Origin of the sequence: Klebsiella sp. MISC125, from assembly GCF_051131775.1 — a bacterium.
GTDB lineage: Bacteria > Pseudomonadota > Gammaproteobacteria > Enterobacterales > Enterobacteriaceae > Klebsiella.
Map to the genome: position 1 here is coordinate 844,420 of NZ_CP180448.1, position 17,444 is coordinate 861,863.

The following is a 17,444-nucleotide window of genomic DNA, read 5'->3' on the forward strand; positions in this document are numbered from 1 at the left end:
ACTGCCCTGATTCTGGTAACCATAATTTTAATGAGGTTTTTTTACCATGAATCAGACGCTCCTTTCTTCTTTTGGTACCGCTTTTGAACGCGTGGAACACGCTTTAAATGCACTGCGCGAAGGCCGCGGTGTGATGGTGCTTGACGATGAAGACCGTGAAAACGAAGGCGATATGATTTTCGCCGCCGAAACCATGACCGTTGAGCAGATGGCGCTGACCATTCGTCACGGTAGTGGCATTGTCTGCCTGTGCCTGACAGAAGATCGTCGTAAACAGCTCGACCTGCCAATGATGGTTGAAAACAACACCAGCGCCTACGGCACCGGTTTTACCGTGACCATTGAAGCTGCTGAAGGCGTCACCACCGGCGTTTCTGCCGCTGACCGTGTGACTACCGTGCGTGCGGCGATTGCCGATGGCGCAAAACCGTCAGACCTGAACCGTCCTGGTCACGTTTTCCCGCTGCGCGCGCAGCCGGGTGGCGTACTGACTCGCGGCGGTCATACCGAAGCGACTATCGACCTGGTGACTCTGGCGGGTTTCAAACCAGCTGGCGTACTGTGCGAACTGACTAACGACGATGGCTCCATGGCCCGTGCGCCGCAGTGCATCGAGTTTGCTCAGCAGCATAATATGGCCGTAGTGACTATCGAAGATCTGGCGGCTTACCGCCGTGAGCACGAGCGTAAAGCCAGCTGATCGCTGACGTTACGCCAAAAAACAAAGCCGGGTTATCCCGGCTTTGTCGTTTCTAGTTGTAGTTAATTTTAAACAACACGACGGATTCGAAATGCCCGGTTTTAACATTTTCACCGGAGACTTTAGATAGCTCGGCCTGATAATCCTGTTTAACGGTGAGCAACGAGCCGGTGAAGTCAGCGTATTCAGCATACTGGTTAAAGGTGTAGAGGCTGTTTTCTGTCGGGTTGCGAATTTTCAGCTGTAGTCCATTACCTATTAGCAGCGCGGTATCATCATTGGCCAACGTTTCCGTAGTATAGAACGATGAGGCAACCTTAAAGCCATCGGTACAGGTGCCGTCCTGGCTTTTGGTGGTGGTGATTGAAAATGACTGCGTCATTGGGCCGCGAGCGATTTCATAAGGGTTGAATGAGCCGAAGTCGATAATCTGATTTGCCGGTTCAATATTGAAGTTCACGTTACAGTCAAGAACGCGGATGTTCTCCAGGCCCGTGACGTGGTATTTGAGGTTTTGGGCGTCAGGACTCTGGTTCCAACCATCTGCACCATCAAATTGAACAAGCGTGAAATCACCCAACGTGCTTTGATAATCATGCGGCGGCATGGATTTGATTTTTACATACAGCCGCATACGGGCAATGAACGTCCGTGAGTAGTGCGTATCTTCAGCATTTTTAGAACAGAGGCGATCCTCCCAGTTGGAGGCAATAATCTGTGCTGGCGTAAATTTCTGATAGTAGATGTTATCAATACAAGTATTGGTATCAATGCCAACAGCGCCCTGGGTTGCATCATAATCCACTCCTGAGTAGGTCACGCCTAGCTGGTAATAAGGATCATCAGCAGATGAATAAGGGTTAACCCATGCGTAGACATTCTCGCTGGTTTTACCATTAGCATCGCTTTTATCACCGTTATCGCAATAAACCGGAACTTTAATATCACTGCTTTCCCAGATTTTATCGCCAGGTTTAGCGTTATCAGGGATCGCAAACTCATCTAAAGCTTCAAATTTTTCGGTAGGACCGCCCGAAGTGCCAAGATAACAGTGGACTGCCCAGGCCGCCTGAAACGGGCAGGCCAGGAACAGCAGTAATAATAACGAACGCAGCACGCGGATCATTTTTTCGCCTCTGGCACCGTGGCGGTACAGGCGCCGTGACAGTTCAGCAGCAGCATCCGTAAGGCACCATAGGTCGGGTAAGGACACGGTGTTACCACCGCATCCTCCCCTAAGAACCGTGCTTGCGAGTTTCCCCGCACACGGCTCAAGCCTTTCAAAGCCCCACTGGAGGAGCCGGTTTCACCACTTTGAATCGGCGTGCGCGGGCTATCTGGTAGCAGTCTGGATGTAACATTATCAGATTACTGTTGGTATCTCGCCCACCGTCGATCGTTCGTTTCACGTGGAAGAGACGCCACCCAGTAGATTCTCCGATCATCTGTTGGCAGACAGGGCAATGTCGTTCCTGAGCCAACCATATTCGAATCAGCCGGGTTCGTCCCTTGATTGACCTCTGCATTGCAAGGGCCAATCGCTCTTCGAAGTAGATTTCCCATTTAGGATCAAATGGATTGGCATCAGAACGGATTTTCCTGTGCCGCCTGATCGGCGTACTGTCAATGTTGTAAAGCTCCAGAAGCTCGGGGACTCCAGTTTGGAGTATCCTGCCGGTTTCCGTGGCAAAGACCCAGTGCCGGGATCCAATGATTCGGAAGTACTTCCTCCTAATCCACCCAGTTCCCTTGTGGGGATGCCGACGTTTTACCCAGCGCCACAGGCTATGCCATATCGCGCAACTGACCTTACTTAATGTTTGTTTCGCCACAACATGCCGATAGTAATTTGCCCATCCACGTAACATCGGGTTGAGTTTCTTTATCAGTGTATCGTGTCGCACCATTGCATTACCCTTAATCACTCCCCTTACTTTGCGCAGGAAACGTTGGACACTTACAGGAGCTGGCTTGATTAACAGTTTGCCCCCATATTTGCGTACGTTCATGCCGAGGAAGTCGAATCCATCGCTGATATGTGTGATCCTGGTCTTTTCTGGTGACATCGAGAGACCTCGCTCCGCCAAAAACTGCTCGACCATAGGGATAACTTCTTCTGCCAGCATTTCACGTGTCACACCGGTTATGATGAAGTCGTCTGCATATCGAACAATATTGACCTTTGACGGATTGCGGGTACTCCTGCGATATTTAAGTCGCAGCAAGTGTTCTAATCCATCAAGAGTCATATTCATCAACGTTGGCGATATGATCCCCCTTGGGGTGTGCCCGCCGCTGTTGGATAAAGGACACTATGGTGAAAGTAGCCAGCTTTCAGCCACATTCGCAAGATCGCCTTGTCCATCGGGATATTGGTGACCAGCCAGTCGTGCGATATTTCGTCAAAGCAGCTACGGATGTCAGCTTCAAGGATCCATTCCGCACAATCGGTGTGTGAAAGAGCCTTGAAGCACTGTTCAATTGCATCAGCCGTTGATCGGGCAGACCTGAACCCATATGAGTTCGGGTCTGCGGTTGTTTCGGCTATCGGTTCCAAAGCGAGCAAATGCAATGCCTGCTGCGCCCGGTCGATCATGCAGGGAATGCCCAGTGCCCGCTGCTTCCCGTTGGCTTTTGGGATGTAAATCCGCCTCAGTGGCTGAGGACGATAGCCCCTTCGCCTGAGTGATAATACTGCTTTGAGCTTGATCTTCGGCGTAGACCACGTAATCCCATCCACGCCAGAAGTTCGTTTGCCGCGATTCTCTGTCACTCGCTTAACGGCGAGAGCTTTGCCGCTGAACGAGTGGGTGAGCAGCCATTGCAGGGCTTTCACTCTGCCATGTCTGCCTTCCTGCGTTGCCTTCACGATACGTGCCTGAAGCCTTCTGACCTCGCGGTGGCATCTTGCCCAGTCAATACTGTGCCAGTGCGTCGCCTGATCGGAGAGTGCACCAGAGCTATTTAGCTGCGCCGTCATTTGCTTTCCCTCCTTTAAAGGTTCGCCAGACTCTCTCGTGATGAAAGACCAGACTGAAGTTTGCCCGCTTTCGCGTGAGGTAATGTTGCCTATCGACGCAACCTCTATCCATTCCATTACAGAATGGCCTTCGCTTTCTCAGTCCTCCTCTATCCGCACCGCCAACGGTTTCCCTTACGAGGCCCCTGCCCAACCGGGCGGCAATACGGATTTACCATGTTCCGTTCGAAGAACACGATGGGTTAGGTTCTGCTTCTCCGCCGGTAGCTCTGTTGTCCGCGTATCCCCAGTATAAAAAGGAATATCCAGCTACTGTGCCTTTTGGCTACAGCCTTTCAGTACCTTTAGCTGCTTAATGTTGACGACGTTTATCAGCAGTTCACTTGTGTTAACCGTACCATCAAGCCTAGCGCCTGAGCCGCATTGGTACTTGCAGCCCCTGCTACATTGTCCCGATCGCTTCAGACCCAACAGTTACCCATCGAGCCTGGATCAGTAGGCTACCGCTGACGGAACAGCGGGCTTTATCACCGCGATACTTGCGGGTAAAGCAATTCTTCGAACGACTTCATGTCGCACTCATCCATATATCCCAGGTAAAAAATTTGACCACTAACGTTCAAATTGGCTGAGCCAAACGGCGCAAGCATGGTGGTTTTGAATCCCGGGAAAATGCCTTTAAGATCTTTACCTAAATAAGCCAGCGTAATGTAGTAAGGCGTTGGATTTTTAACCTCCAGGTTCTTACCTGTCAGGCTGAATTTCATATTGTGTTCGCTTTTATCACCTGGTTTTTTCTTCAGCGCGGCCGGACGCCAGAACATTTTGATTCGGGATTGCATGGCGACCTGCACGATTGCGTGATTATCCGCTGCATCAGGAGTCGGAGGAATTTCGCGCACGTTGTAGTAAAACAGAGATTCACGATCTTTCGGTAGCGTACTGCCGCTGCCCTGTTTGACGATGCGAACCTGAGTAACGGCTCCCGGTTCGAGGCGCTGCATTGGGGGGAGCGCGGCAAAAAACGTATCGCTCTTGTTCCCTTTTTCATCCTCAATCCATGAGTAGGCGAGGTAGGGAAGGTCTTTGCTGGCGTTCTCCAGTTTCAGGCTGGCCGCTTTGCTGCTGTCATTAAAAATGACCCGCGTACGGTCGGGGGCAATTGCTGCCTGAGTGGTGAGAGATACGCTTAGCAGCAGCCATAATAATCCTTTCATTCGCGTCATTTTCTTCATCCTTAATTAATGACAAGGCAGCATCAGTCGCTGCGGTAAGTTTGTGAGGGAGTCAGGCAAGCTAATGCGACAGAAGCTGGCTCCCCATTGAACGTTGAACTCCTGCCCACCGTTAACGCCGCTTAGCCAGGCGTGTCCTTCTTCGCTGACCATGCCTATTTCGGTTTTCCCATCACCGTCCTGAATAACGGCACCCAGTGGTGGATATTTACCATCTGCGGTGCGGATCAGTACGTTGACATCTTGCCCGGCACGAGATGCTAACGTTTTGTAGCCGATAGCGCCCTCAGTCCAGGTTTCTCGCAGCGTATTTTCAGCGACGGTAACGCCATCAGGTAACGAATCGAGGTTCACGGCGATGGTGGTCGGCTGATAGCTGGAGATCATCGGTACGACGGCATAACCAAATATGTTCGTTTTGTTTGCATCCCCTTGTACCGGAATGTCGGCAATACCATCGGTACTGACCATCAGGCGCGGCTCGTTACTGACGCTGTGGCGATGGAATGCGGCACCGTGACGAGTCGCAGTGAAAGAGCCGTTCCAGCTGGCGCTGGCAGAGGTATAGTCGCTGGCGACGTAGCTACCAGAAAGCTGGAGATCGCCAACGGAGGACTGGTGCTGATAGTTGGTGCGGAACTGTGCGCCGTTATCCGGCCTCTCGCTGGCGGCTCCAGCGGATACTCCCCAGGTATTACGCGGGTCGGATGAGTCGTACCAGGATACGGTATGCGAAGTATTATCGCTGTTGCGCATATCGTAGTTTAAGCGCTGGCTATAGCCAAAAGGTATGGAGACTGAGACATAGACCTGGTTGTCGTTATCGCTCTCTTCGTAATGCGTGGTGCTAAACGTGGTGGTCAGCGAAATATTTTTCCAGTCGCCGATATCCATATTGAAGCCCGCGGTGACGCTGCCTGAGGTAGATGAATCGCCATCCCACCACATCTGGCGCAGGGCGCTGACATATAAATTCATATTGAGCGGTTCGATCGGCTGGCTGACTGAGAGGCTAATGGTCTGTTTTTCGTCCTGAGTGTCACTATCGTGATACTGATGGTCGATAAAATTGGCGTAGCTATGAAATGTCTTCTCAGAAAAGCGGTAAGCTGCCAGCGATACCTGGCTATCAGTGGTATCAAAACGTTTACTGTAGTTCAGGCGATAGCTGGAGCCTTGATCCTCTTGCCCGTTGTCAAAGCGGCTGGCTGCGTGGGTGATATCAAATGAGAGCGCCCCAAGCCATAGCATATTTTGCCCAATGCCCACTGCAGCCGAGCGATAGTCGTTCCCTGCCGCCAGCACGCCGCCATAAAGCGAGGTATTCGATAGTGCGCCCCATGACGCCTCGCTGCTGATAAACGTATCGTTAACCACCCCGTGTGAGAGATCCGGGCGCATACGTCCTGAGGTGATCTTATAACGAACCTGGCCTTTACGGGTCAGAAAGGGGGTTGACGCGGCCGAAACCTGGAATGTGTTCACTCGACCATCTTCTTCGGTGACTTCAACATCCAGCGTTCCCTGAACGGACTGGTTAAGGTCGGTAATAATGAACGGTCCCGGGGCGACTTTGGCTTGATAAATGATCCTGCCCGAGTGTTTTACCGTGACGGTGGCGTTAGTTTGCGCCACGCCGCTGATTTGCGGAGCGTAACCGCGTAGTTCCCAGGGAAGCATACGATCGTCGCTGATAAGCGAGACTCCGGTGTAGGAAAATCCATCAAAAATGTTAGAGCTGAGGTCGGTCTCCCCAAGCGTTAGCTTGGCGCCGATCGAGCTTAGGGGGCGAAATAAGTAGGTTCGCGAAATGTTACGTGAGTTTTCGGTCGACGTTTCACTGCTCGTCTGGCTGAGCTGGTAATCGCTGCGCAAACGCCATGCGCCCAGGTTGAATCCGCTGGTGCCGTAGGCGTTGATATTTTCTGTATGGCCACCGTCATCAGGCCGCCAGGTGCTGGCAAAAAGGTTGTAGTCCAACAGGAAACCCGCCACGCCGTCGTTCCATGTTGATGGTGGCATCCAGCCGTTGGCTTTCCACGCGACCCATGCTTGAGGAATCGCAATATTGAGCTGCTGTTTCGCTAAATCGAGCGTAAAAGTAATCTCAGGGTGAGCGTGAAAGTTCACGCAGCCGTTCTCTACTGGCAGCGAATGATAAAACTCATCTTTAAGGCCCAGGATTTCAGCGAGGTCGACGGGAATACAGGGTTCAACAAGTTCTCCTTGCTTTGCCCAGGTAATCAAGCGGCCAGACGATATTTGGGTTTTATTGATGGCTATTGAGACAAAATAATCACCGGGTAATACAGATGGCTTATTTTTAAGCAGAGACACGTCAACGCTATTACGCATGGATTTATCCAGTACGTTAAGGTTAAATTCTGTTGCGCTGGCAGAGTAGGCTAATAACAAGCCACAGCCAGATGCTGCGAGTTTACAGATATTCACGGCATCCCTACCCGGTTATCTGAAAAACAAGGGTGACCAGATTGGTCACCCGTAGAGATTACTTATAGGACAGCACGTAGGTTGCGTTTGCGTTGACTGCGCCCGGTGTGGCTGGATTTGCACCACTGCCGTCAACCAGTTCCATATAGGCCTGGAATGGGAGGGTTTGTTCCGAAGAGGCTTCGACCAGCGTGACTTCTTTCGCGGTACCCAGCGTAATGTTTTGTCCGTCTCCATCAAGCAGGCGCACGCCTACGCCCGTTGCGCCATCGGCCATGGTGTTTGACAGCAGGTCAGCGCCTTCAGTGGTGACGGCTGAACTGGTGAAGGTGACATCAACCTTGGTGATACTATCTCCGCTGCCATTGTCAGAATTCGGCAGGTCGCAATCAACCAGGTGGATGCTGGAATCGACAGCATCAGAGTGACCGCGTGAGTTGATGTAGCTGGCCGGTACTTCACCCAGATCAACTTGTTTATCAACATCTTCAGCTTTGATAGCACAAGGTGCGCTGATGACATCACCAGTGAAGGTAATTTTACCCGAACCACCATCAACGTCAGCGAAAGCAGATGTTGAAGTTAATGCTGCCACGACAATAGCTAAAAATGCTTTTTTTCCCATAAACATATAAGTTTCCTTTCTTATTTGGGAGAGGAGGTTTTATCTTCGCGGAGTTTTTTCCGGAATCAAAATTATATGTTCGTGGTAACAATGGCAGTAATTAGAATATCTACAATGTAACAAAAAATAATTTTAGTTGCCTTGGCGATTTTTATGAAAAACAAACACTTGAGATTTTTTATTAGAATGAGTTGGTGTTATCTAATGATAAGGTATTATATTTATAATATTAATTATAGTGAAAATAAGAATAAATTCATATCGATAGAATTATAATGTATTGTTGAGCATCGCTTTGTGATATAAATACGCCTGTAAATTGTACAGGCGTATTTTAAGGTTATATATTGACTAGTGATAGTTTAGCTTAATGACAACATCTTTGCTAAATGGACCATCAACCAATTTTTTATTAGGATTGGCAGTCAACTCTGCAATATAGTCATGGGTGGCCGTCGACGGATCGTCGGGAATGTAGGTTATAAAATTCATATACTGGTTAAACAAGACATCCGTATTGAGGTCTTTGTCGAAGACGCTTAATAACAAACCGTTTCCTAAATCCAGATGCGTATCGTCATAAGGCGCATCGCTGGTGTAGAAACTGGTAGTCACATCAAACTGCTCCGTACACCCCGCCGTTTGATCCCTGACGGTAGAAATGCTAAACGTTTGCTGGGTACCTGTGCGGTTAGCCAGGTCGATATTGGTGATGGTTTTAAAGTCCACAACCTGAGTTTCAGGTTGAACCTTAATTGATGACACACAGGTTAAGTAGTGGACATTGTTTAATCCGTCAACAGATATGCGTAAATTTTTGGCCGTTGGCATAACGTTTGCCCCACCTTCGCCATCAAACTGCAGCACGTTAATTTTTCCGAAATTATAAGTATCCCCTGTGCTAGGCGGGATCGCTTTTACTTTCATATACACGCGGAAACGAGAAGTAAATGTCGCATTTTTCTGAAGAGTACTGCCGTTACAAACCGGATCGTAATACTTCATTGGAATATAGTAAACGTCACCCTTATCTAAACAATATCCTAGATTAATGCCCTCATTGGTTCCTTCATAATCAACACCATTATAGGTTACACCAAAAGTAAAATAGGGATTGTTCAACACATCGGAACTGTTAAATGCTGAGAGCTTAATCCAGGCGTACAGATCTTCTGTTGGGTTTGATTTACTCCAACCGCTTGCGTTATCACAGTAGACGGTTATAGTAATATCCGAGCTTTCCCATACCTTCTGGTTAAGTGTGATATCGCTTGGGATGGTAAATGAGGGGAGCTCGATCGCGGGTGGTTGAGTCGGGCCCCCTTTGCTATTCTGATAGCAGTCAACCGCCCAGGAGGGCAACGAAAACAGGCAGGTTAATAATGCCATAAACCCTAATAGTCTTTTCATTATTAGCCCTTTTTCACCGGTTCAGATTGACATACCGTCTGCACTGAGTTGCAGCTAATTTTAAACATATTCAGGCCACCGTAGTCGCCAATAAAGCCAATCTGGAAATTTGCGGGCAAGTTTTTAATTTCTTGCGATGCTTGGCCAAAGGGGTCGGCCATCATGCTTGCCGTTTTTGGCAACAGCGTTTTGCCATTGGTGCCAATATAGCCAACGGTAACAAAATAGGGGGATTTGTTTTTTAACACTAATCCGCTGCCAGTGCGGCTAATATCGAATTTTCCGATCAGGTTCGACTGCCCATCTTTAACTTCTACGGCCTTAGGTCGCCAGAAAACTTTAATACGGCTCTGCATAGCGATTTGCATGACGTTTTTCTGTTCTGAACGCGGCGGGATTTCACGAATATTGTAGTAAAACAGCGATTCTCTATCTGCCGGAAGCTGTGCCAGCGTTGGCTGAGGCATCAGACGGACCTGGACCTGCTCACCGGCTTCCAGACGTACCATCGGTGGGACGGCGGTTATATAGTTGCGGGATTTTTTATTATCTTTGTCCTCAATCCATGATTGGGCAAGGAAGGGGGCCGTTGTGCTTTGGTTGGTCAAGCGCACGGAAACGCTTTTATCCGACTGGTTAAAAATGATGCGGGTTCTGTCGGGCGACACTGCGGCATTGACCACAAAGCTGGTGCCCAGCAGGCATAATAATCCTTTCGCAAGCGTGTTAATTTTCATTATCTTCATCCTGAATTAATGTGCGGGTTTACACGGTAAAATAACGGCCTGACCATCGGTGTTACTATGGTTAGGCGGTGTAATATCACACACTTTGTCGTTCCATTTTAGCGTCAGCATGCTATTTTCCTGGACGCCGCTCAGGTACACAAAGCCGTCATCGGCGACTAAACCCATATCGCGACCGGTTGCTTTATCCGTGACGGTCACGCCCAGCGGTGGGAAGTGTCCATTTTCCAGGCGGATGACGCCGATAATCTGATAGCCTTTGGTGGCGCTGAGCGGCATATAACCAATGGCCCCTTCGGTCAGCGTGGTGCGGATAACCGAGTTGGTCACATCCACGCCATCAGGCAGGTTATTGTTGTTCACCATCACCGTGGCAGTTGTGTAGTTACCCACTGAAGGAACCACGGAAATGCCGAACATATTGGTCATGCTACGGTTATTGTTCACTTCAACGCCGGATATGCCATCCGCATCAACCATCACGCGAGAGCTGTTGCCCGCGTTATAGTCATGAAGCGCCGCGCCGTGGCGAGTCGCAGTAAATGAGCCGTTCCAGCCAGCGCTGAACGAGCGGTAATTGCTGGGCTGCACGGTGCCGTTCACGTTCAGGCGGCCATACGGTGAATAGTGCTGGTAGTAGCCACGCATGGCCGCTTCGCCATCACCAAACTGTTTGTCAGTACCGGAAACGGACATATTCCACGGGTTGTTGCGGTCAGAACCATCGTACCAGGTCGCCGTTTGCGTCGCCGAGTCATCGCCATAGCGCTGCATGCTGTACATAATATTGCGGTTATTTTCCAGCGGCAGGGTGATTGAGAAATAATACTGATTCTCTTCTTCGTCATCCCAGCTCACGCGGCTCATCGCCAGAGAGGCGGAAATATTTTTAAAGTCACCAATATCAAAGTTACGGCTGATGGAGAATGAATAGTTGGTGTTTGTTTCATTGTTCCAGTAGGTATTACGCGTGATGCTCATATACGTATTGAGCTCCAGTGGTGCGACGTACTGGTTAAAGGAGAGGACATAGCTCTCTTTTTCATTGGAGTCGGAGTCGTCACCGTTACGTGAGTTAATATATTCATTCATCGTCACGTACTCTTTGTCCGAGAAACGATATCCAGCGAAGGTTATCTGGCTACCGGTTTCCTCAAAACGTTTGGCGTAGTTGGCACGATAGCTGAACCCGCGCTGCTTGCCCTCATTATCATCACGTAAATTGGCTTCTGCCCGGGTGACGTCGAAGGAGAGCGAACCAAAGCTGTTGAGGTTAAAGCCGACCCCTCCGGTTGCCGCCTGATAATCATCGGCGGTGACAATAGCGCCGCCGTACAAGGACACATCATTCAACCAGCCCCATGAGGCTTCACCGGTCCAGAAAAGCGGGTTGTTCACATCGTTGTGAGTCGTTGATGTGGGTTTGCCCATCGAACTTTTATAACGTACCTGTCCTTTACGCGTCAGATAAGGGATAGAGGCGGAGCCCACCTGAAACGTACTCTTACGCCCATCTTCCTCTTCGATAGTGACATCCAGCTGTCCCTGCAGGGTAGTACCCAAATCAGTGATCGTAAACGGGCCCGGAGAGACGGTCGTTTGATACAGGGTACGGTTGTTCTGTGATACGGTCACTTTGGCGTTAGTCTGGGCGATGCCGCTGATCTGCGGAGCATAGCCGCGTAAATCTGGTGGCAGCATTTGTTCATCACTTTCCAGCGAAGCACCAGTAAAGTGGAACGTATCATAGAGATTTGAACTCAGATCGTACTGCCCCATGGTGAACTTGGACGCCAGAGACGGGATCGGCCGAAACAGATAAGTGCGCGGTAAGCTGCTGTTGGTGCCAATGGATTTACGTTCAACAAATGACTGATCGTATTGGTAATCGCTGCGCAAGCGCCATGCACCAAGGTTGAACCCCAGGGTACCATATGAGTTGAAGCTCTGGTTACTGTCGCCATGGCTGGGCGTGTACTGGCTGGCGTAAAGGTTATAGTCCAGCATAAGACCAGCAATACCATCGTCCCAGTACTCCGGCGGCGTCCAGTTTTTAGCCTGATATTTCATCCATGCCTGGGGCACGGTTAACGTCAGTACCATGCTTGCTTTGTCCAGACGAATAATCAGCTCTGGTTTATGGCTGAGATCGAGGCAGCCTTGTTGATCTAAAGCTTGCAAAGGTTCAATAAATGAACTGGCAAAGCCAAACTCTGTCAGACGGTCTTTAGTCAAGCAAAGCTGAGAACCACTTTCGTTATCAGCTTTAATCCACTCCAGGCTATAGGCTTTGGGTAGCGTATTTTTGTTGATTTTTACGCGTACCAAATAGCTGCCAACTGGAATGTACCCCTTTTTTTCAAATTGTGAGAGGTCGATATTCTGCCGGTCCTCGGCATCGATCATATCGGTATTGAATTCAATAGCATAAAGCGGCGCGGATAGCGATGCGGTAACACATGCTGAATAGAGGGTGTGCTTTATTAAAAGGGATAGTTTTTTTGGCGTTAAAGCGGAGTGAATGATAGTACGCATAAAATCCGTTTCTTTTAATAAAATAGACCAGGAAAGCCGGTGAATCCCCACCGGCTTGAATCGATAAAATTAATCGATGATGTGATTATTTGTAAGTCAGGACGTAGTTTGCCTGAGCGTAAACATCACCCTCGGTAGCATTTTTGCCCAGAGATTCCATGCGAGCGTGGAAATCCAGGTTCTGAGTCGGGTTGTTGACGTCGGTAAATGTTACCTCCAGTGGGTTGCCCAGGTCGAAGGTGTTATAGCCAGCATCCAGGATACGTACGCCAACGCCAAACGCGCCGCCGTAGTTGTTTTCTTTGGTGTTAGCCATCAGGCTTGCGTCACTAGCATCTACGTTAGCAGAGGTAAAAGTAACGTTAACTTTATCAGTAACTGTAGTTGTTTCACCCTCTGTTACGCTCAGAACACAGTCCTGTAATTTAATAGAGAAGTCTGCGGGTTGAGAGTACTGACCACCGTTCAGTACAGTGTCAGCAACCTGACCCAGATCTACGTCAATCTGAGAGCTTTCCGGTGCAACAGAGCAAGGAGCAGTAATTACAGTACCGGAGAAAGTGACAATACCGTGGCCCTGATCGTCAGCGCTTGCATTAAAAGCAGTAGCAGAAAAAAGAGCGGTAGTAACAACAGCAAGCAGCGTTTTTTTAAACATGGAATATAATCCTTTATAAAGAACTCATTTAGAACAGATATAAATAATTTTTCTGGAGTTAAATATTAGAGTTTCATGAACCAATATTAACTCACGATGCAGAAATTACCATGTAACCATCTGTTACACTTGTTCTTTATAGTTAATTTTAATTTAAGATGTGCTTAAAAAATGCTCTAAAACGTATGTATTTTAAGATTTTTCTCGATTTTATAGTGAATTTTTGTGTGAATTATCAAAAATCAATCCATTTTATGAATTCAAAGAGGTTTTTTTGACAGTAGGAACTATCCTGGATTAATATTCAAAAAGGTAAGCAGAAATATTATTAAATAATATATATAATTAAGTTCAATTCACTTAAGGTAAAATAGGATACTGTTTTTTTATTTATCATTCACAATGAATTCATATGGTGAATTGACAAGCGAAATATAATGCCCCAGATATTTGGAGCATTAATTTAGCCAATCCCCATTGTTTGCAGTATAACCAGACTTAATCCCATCACTGACATTCCGCACAATACCCCATAGCTGGGATTACTCTGAGGATCTATCTCTTTTGCCAGCGGCATGAGTTCATCAACCGAGAGCGCGATCATTATTCCGGCGACAGCGGCCATAATTGCCCCCATAATTACCGGTGAGACCAGACTGCCGAGGATAAGCCAGGCCAGCAGGCCACCGAGGATTTCCGCCATACCGGAAATTCCAGCCCAGAACACGGCTTTACTTCTGGAACCGGTGGCGGCGTATACCGGACCGGCGACCGCCAGTCCTTCAGGAATATTGTGTAGCGCGACTGCTAATGCGACCCCCATACCTAACTCAAGGTTATTGCTGGCCGTCACGAAGGTGGCGATTCCCTCCGGAAAGTTATGCAGGCTGATGCCTAACGTCAGGAGCATTGCCGTACGCCGCAAATTACGCGGGCGGGAAATACCAGGGATCATCAGGTCCTGCGGGTGAGCGTGCGGTAGCAGGCGGTCAAGAGCAAAGTAGCCCAGCAGGCCGGTAATAAACATACCGTAGCCGAGCAATGGTGACATGCCTTCGGTTCTCAGCGCGGCGGGCAACATCTCCATCAGTGAGATCAGCAGCATAATCCCGGCAGCGAACCCTAAGGAAAATCCCAATACGCGATTGGACGGCTTCTGCCCAATAACGCCGAAAATGGCGCCGATAAAGGTGGCACTACCTGCTAACAGGGTCAATATAACTGGTGATGACATTATTCATCTCCTTATGATAATGATTATCATTAATGATATCTGTATTAACTGACGATCGCGAGAGGAAGAATTAACTCTTTACCGCCTCTTACATTCAAATTTTCTGACGATCATCATCATGCTTATCAGAGTTTATCCTGCAGCAAAAGCGCGTAATGTGAATACATCAAATTCATCTGAATTAAGGATATCATCATGTCCCGTACCCGTATGCCCGCGCTGTTTTTAGGCCATGGTAGCCCGATGAACGTGCTGGAAGATAACATCTACACTCGCGCCTGGCGCCATCTGGGCGAAACGCTACCGCGGCCAAAAGCAATTGTGGTGATCTCTGCCCACTGGTTTACGCGCGGTACGGGAGTGACTGCGATGGAAGCGCCGAAAACCATTCATGATTTTGGCGGCTTCCCGCAGGCGCTATACGATACGCATTACCCGGCACCGGGTTCTCCTCACCTGGCACAGCGCCTGGTTGAGTTACTGGCGCCAGTACCGGTGACGCTGGATAAAGAGGCCTGGGGGTTCGACCACGGTTCGTGGGGCGTGCTGATTAAGATGTATCCCGATGCTGATATTCCGATGGTGCAGTTGAGCATTGATAGCACTAAACCTGCGGCCTGGCATCTTGAAATGGGGCGCAAGCTGGCACAACTTCGTGATGAGGGCATTATGCTGATAGCAAGTGGTAACGTGGTGCATAACCTGCGTACCGCGCGTTGGCATGGTGAAAGCACGCCATATCCCTGGGCTGAGTCGTTTAATGATTACGTGAAAGCGAACCTGAACTGGAGAGGACCGATTGCGGAACATCCGTTGGTGAACTATCTGGCGCATGAAGGCGGATCGCTATCCAACCCGACCGCAGACCACTTCCTGCCGCTGCTTTATGTCCTGGGGGCATGGGATGGTGAAGAACCCATTACTATTCCTGTCGAAGGGATCGAGATGGGGTCGCTCAGCATGCTTTCAGTGGTGATTGGTGCTTAAAGAAGTGATAACCCCGACAGAGTCATGCTGTCGGGGTTAGGTGCTACTCAGTGAAAACGTGCGGATAGAAACGCGACAGATCTTGGGTAATCAATGCCCGGTCTTCGCGAATACCGATCCCCGCGGGTTGATCGTTAATCAGCCAGCTACCGATGAGCGTGTAGCTATCGCCGAACTTTGGCAGCGTGTAGAACTCCTGCACGATGGTGCCTTCTTCACCGTACGGACCTTCTACTGCTTCTACGACTTTGCCGTTTTCTACGATAGAGACGTTAGCTCCTTCGCGGGAGAAGATCGGCTTAATGACGTACTTCTCCATCTCCGGGTGAGCATCTTCGCTGAAGTAAGCCGCCAGCAGATTGGGATGATTCGGGAACATCTCCCACAGCAACGGCAGCAATGCTTTGTTGGAAATGATGCTCTTCCATGCAGGTTCCAGCCAGCGAACGCCAGCATCTTCCAGTTTGGTAGAGAACACTTCGCGCAGCATATACTCCCACGGGTAGAGTTTGAACAGGTTGCCTATTACCTGGTCCTGTTGGTCGGTAAACTGACCTTTTTCACCCAAACCAATTTCTTCGATATAGAGGAATTCGGTCGCTACACCCGCTTCTGCGGCACAGTCCTGTAGATACTGCACGGTGCCGCGATCTTCAATGGTATCGCGACAACAGGCCATATGCAGATACTGGAAACCGAACTGTTCGCGCAGCTCGCTGAATCGCTCGATGAGCTTCTCCTGCAGACTGTTGAACTGGTCGCTGCCTGGTGGCAGCAAGCCTGCATTCTGCTGGTCTTCCATCCAGATCCACTGGAAGAAAGCGGCTTCGTATAGAGACGTTGGCGTATCGGCGTTATTCTCCAGCAGCTTCGGTTCACCTACGCCATCCCAGGCCAGATCGAGACGCGAGTACAGAGAAGGCTGATTGGTTTTCCACGACTGGCGCACGAATCCCCAAGTATGTTTGGGGATGCGAAATTTGGTCATGAGGTCATCGCTGGCGATGACCTTCTCCACCGCCTGCAAGCACATCTGATGTAGCTCAGCGGTAACGTCTTCGAGCTTGTCAACCTGCGCCAGCGTCAGTTTGTAATAGGCCTCTTCGCTCCAGTACGGCTCACCGTACATGGTGTGAAAGTTAAAGCCATATTCTGTCGCCTTTTCACGCCAGTCCGGGCGCTCGGTAATGCTGATTCTTTCCATGTTGCTTAGCCGCCCATTGAGCGCGAAGAAGAAGAGCTTGCTGAGCTGCGCTGCATTGTTGATTGCTTAGCGACTGAGTCGCCGAAGCCGCCGCGCGTCACGGTGTTGGTGGTTGCCGGTTTCGGTGCCATCGCAGTTTTGGGTACGTTCATGGTACGGCCCGGCTGTGCTGCGCCGTAGCTCTTACCGCCTGCATCGGTATATTTACCGTAGGCTGGGCTGGCCGGGTTTTTCGAGCTAAATAGAGGCTGCTGTGCGCCCATTCCGCCGCCCATCATTCGGCCCATCATGTAACCTGCCATCAGCGGCATCCAGAAGCTGCCGCTGCTTTGCGCCTGCGCCTGGTTTTCCGGAGCCATTCCCGCCTGAGCTGGCGTCTGCTGGCACTGGCCTTCGCCGAATTCGGCTACGCAATCTTCACGAGTTGCGTATTTTGGTGCGGTACGTTCAGCTTCCTTGACCGCATTCGTGTAAGCGGTGGTGCACTCGGCTGCTTTGCTCGGGTTGGCGGCAGAGCAGTCGTCGGCGTTCTGATACAGAGAAACCGTCTCATCGCTTTGTTCACAACCGGCGAGCATAAATACGGCCGTAACGGCAAGGGCGACCGGCGTTAAATGGCGTGCGCTCCAGCTTTTGCGGAAGGAGGCGTGATTAATATTTTTTGTCCGTTTCATGTTTG

At 49.7% G+C, this 17,444-nt stretch carries 13 protein-coding genes and 1 pseudogene; 2 read left to right on the forward strand and 12 right to left on the reverse strand.

The window, feature by feature from the left end; all coding sequences use genetic code 11:
- Nucleotides 1-46: 46 nt before the first annotated feature.
- On the forward strand, nt 47-700 hold the full coding sequence (gene ribB, locus ACMYSL_RS04065) for a 3,4-dihydroxy-2-butanone-4-phosphate synthase (protein ID WP_110273021.1): 654 nt from the start codon (nt 47-49) through the stop codon (nt 698-700).
- A gap of 52 nt (nt 701-752) precedes the next feature.
- Here the strand turns inward: ribB and ACMYSL_RS04070 are convergent, their stop codons facing one another.
- The 10 genes and pseudogenes from ACMYSL_RS04070 to zupT all read right to left on the reverse strand — a co-directional run bounded on the left by ACMYSL_RS04070 (nt 753) and on the right by zupT (nt 14,574).
- Nucleotides 753-1,826, reverse strand: coding sequence for a type 1 fimbrial protein (locus tag ACMYSL_RS04070; protein ID WP_434661441.1), 1,074 nt, complete (start codon nt 1,824-1,826; stop codon nt 753-755).
- Between the two features lie 154 nt (nt 1,827-1,980).
- Nucleotides 1,981-3,680: pseudogene (gene ltrA / locus ACMYSL_RS04075) on the reverse strand (group II intron reverse transcriptase/maturase).
- A gap of 527 nt (nt 3,681-4,207) precedes the next feature.
- On the reverse strand, nt 4,208-4,906 hold the full coding sequence (locus ACMYSL_RS04080) for a fimbrial biogenesis chaperone (protein WP_434661443.1): 699 nt from the start codon (nt 4,904-4,906) through the stop codon (nt 4,208-4,210).
- A gap of 15 nt (nt 4,907-4,921) precedes the next feature.
- Complete coding sequence (locus tag ACMYSL_RS04085; protein WP_434661445.1) at nt 4,922-7,366, reverse strand: fimbria/pilus outer membrane usher protein; 2,445 nt, start codon at nt 7,364-7,366, stop codon at nt 4,922-4,924.
- 58 nt (nt 7,367-7,424) lie between these two features.
- Nucleotides 7,425-7,997 carry a fimbrial protein gene (locus ACMYSL_RS04090; RefSeq protein ID WP_434661447.1) on the reverse strand — a complete coding sequence of 191 codons (573 nt, stop codon included), beginning with the start codon at nt 7,995-7,997 and terminating at the stop codon, nt 7,425-7,427.
- Nucleotides 7,998-8,342: 345 nt separating this feature from the next.
- The gene (locus ACMYSL_RS04095) at nt 8,343-9,401 is read right to left on the reverse strand and encodes a pilus assembly protein (protein WP_434661449.1); all 1,059 of its coding nucleotides are present in this window, start codon (nt 9,399-9,401) and stop codon (nt 8,343-8,345) included.
- 2 nt (nt 9,402-9,403) lie between these two features.
- Nucleotides 9,404-10,147: a fimbrial biogenesis chaperone gene (locus ACMYSL_RS04100; RefSeq protein ID WP_434661451.1), complete on the reverse strand. Its 744-nt coding sequence runs from the start codon at nt 10,145-10,147 to the stop codon at nt 9,404-9,406.
- Between the two features lie 6 nt (nt 10,148-10,153).
- Nucleotides 10,154-12,682, reverse strand: coding sequence for a fimbria/pilus outer membrane usher protein (locus ACMYSL_RS04105; protein ID WP_434661453.1), 2,529 nt, complete (start codon nt 12,680-12,682; stop codon nt 10,154-10,156).
- A gap of 85 nt (nt 12,683-12,767) precedes the next feature.
- Nucleotides 12,768-13,340 carry a fimbrial-like protein gene (locus tag ACMYSL_RS04110; protein WP_434661455.1) on the reverse strand — a complete coding sequence of 191 codons (573 nt, stop codon included), beginning with the start codon at nt 13,338-13,340 and terminating at the stop codon, nt 12,768-12,770.
- A 463-nt stretch (nt 13,341-13,803) separates the two neighbouring features.
- Nucleotides 13,804-14,574 carry a zinc transporter ZupT gene (zupT, locus tag ACMYSL_RS04115; RefSeq protein ID WP_434661457.1) on the reverse strand — a complete coding sequence of 257 codons (771 nt, stop codon included), beginning with the start codon at nt 14,572-14,574 and terminating at the stop codon, nt 13,804-13,806.
- Between the two features lie 195 nt (nt 14,575-14,769).
- On the opposite strand from zupT, the gene ygiD reads away from it, so the two are divergent.
- On the forward strand, nt 14,770-15,561 hold the full coding sequence (gene ygiD / locus ACMYSL_RS04120; RefSeq protein ID WP_434661459.1) for a 4,5-DOPA dioxygenase extradiol: 792 nt from the start codon (nt 14,770-14,772) through the stop codon (nt 15,559-15,561).
- Between the two features lie 43 nt (nt 15,562-15,604).
- Here ygiD and ACMYSL_RS04125 read toward each other — a convergent pair whose 3' ends face one another.
- Both ACMYSL_RS04125 and ACMYSL_RS04130 read right to left on the reverse strand, forming a co-directional pair.
- The gene (locus tag ACMYSL_RS04125; RefSeq protein ID WP_304253652.1) at nt 15,605-16,765 is read right to left on the reverse strand and encodes a glutathionylspermidine synthase family protein; all 1,161 of its coding nucleotides are present in this window, start codon (nt 16,763-16,765) and stop codon (nt 15,605-15,607) included.
- 5 nt (nt 16,766-16,770) lie between these two features.
- On the reverse strand, nt 16,771-17,439 hold the full coding sequence (locus tag ACMYSL_RS04130; protein WP_110273029.1) for a DUF1190 family protein: 669 nt from the start codon (nt 17,437-17,439) through the stop codon (nt 16,771-16,773).
- Nucleotides 17,440-17,444: the final 5 nt, after the last annotated feature.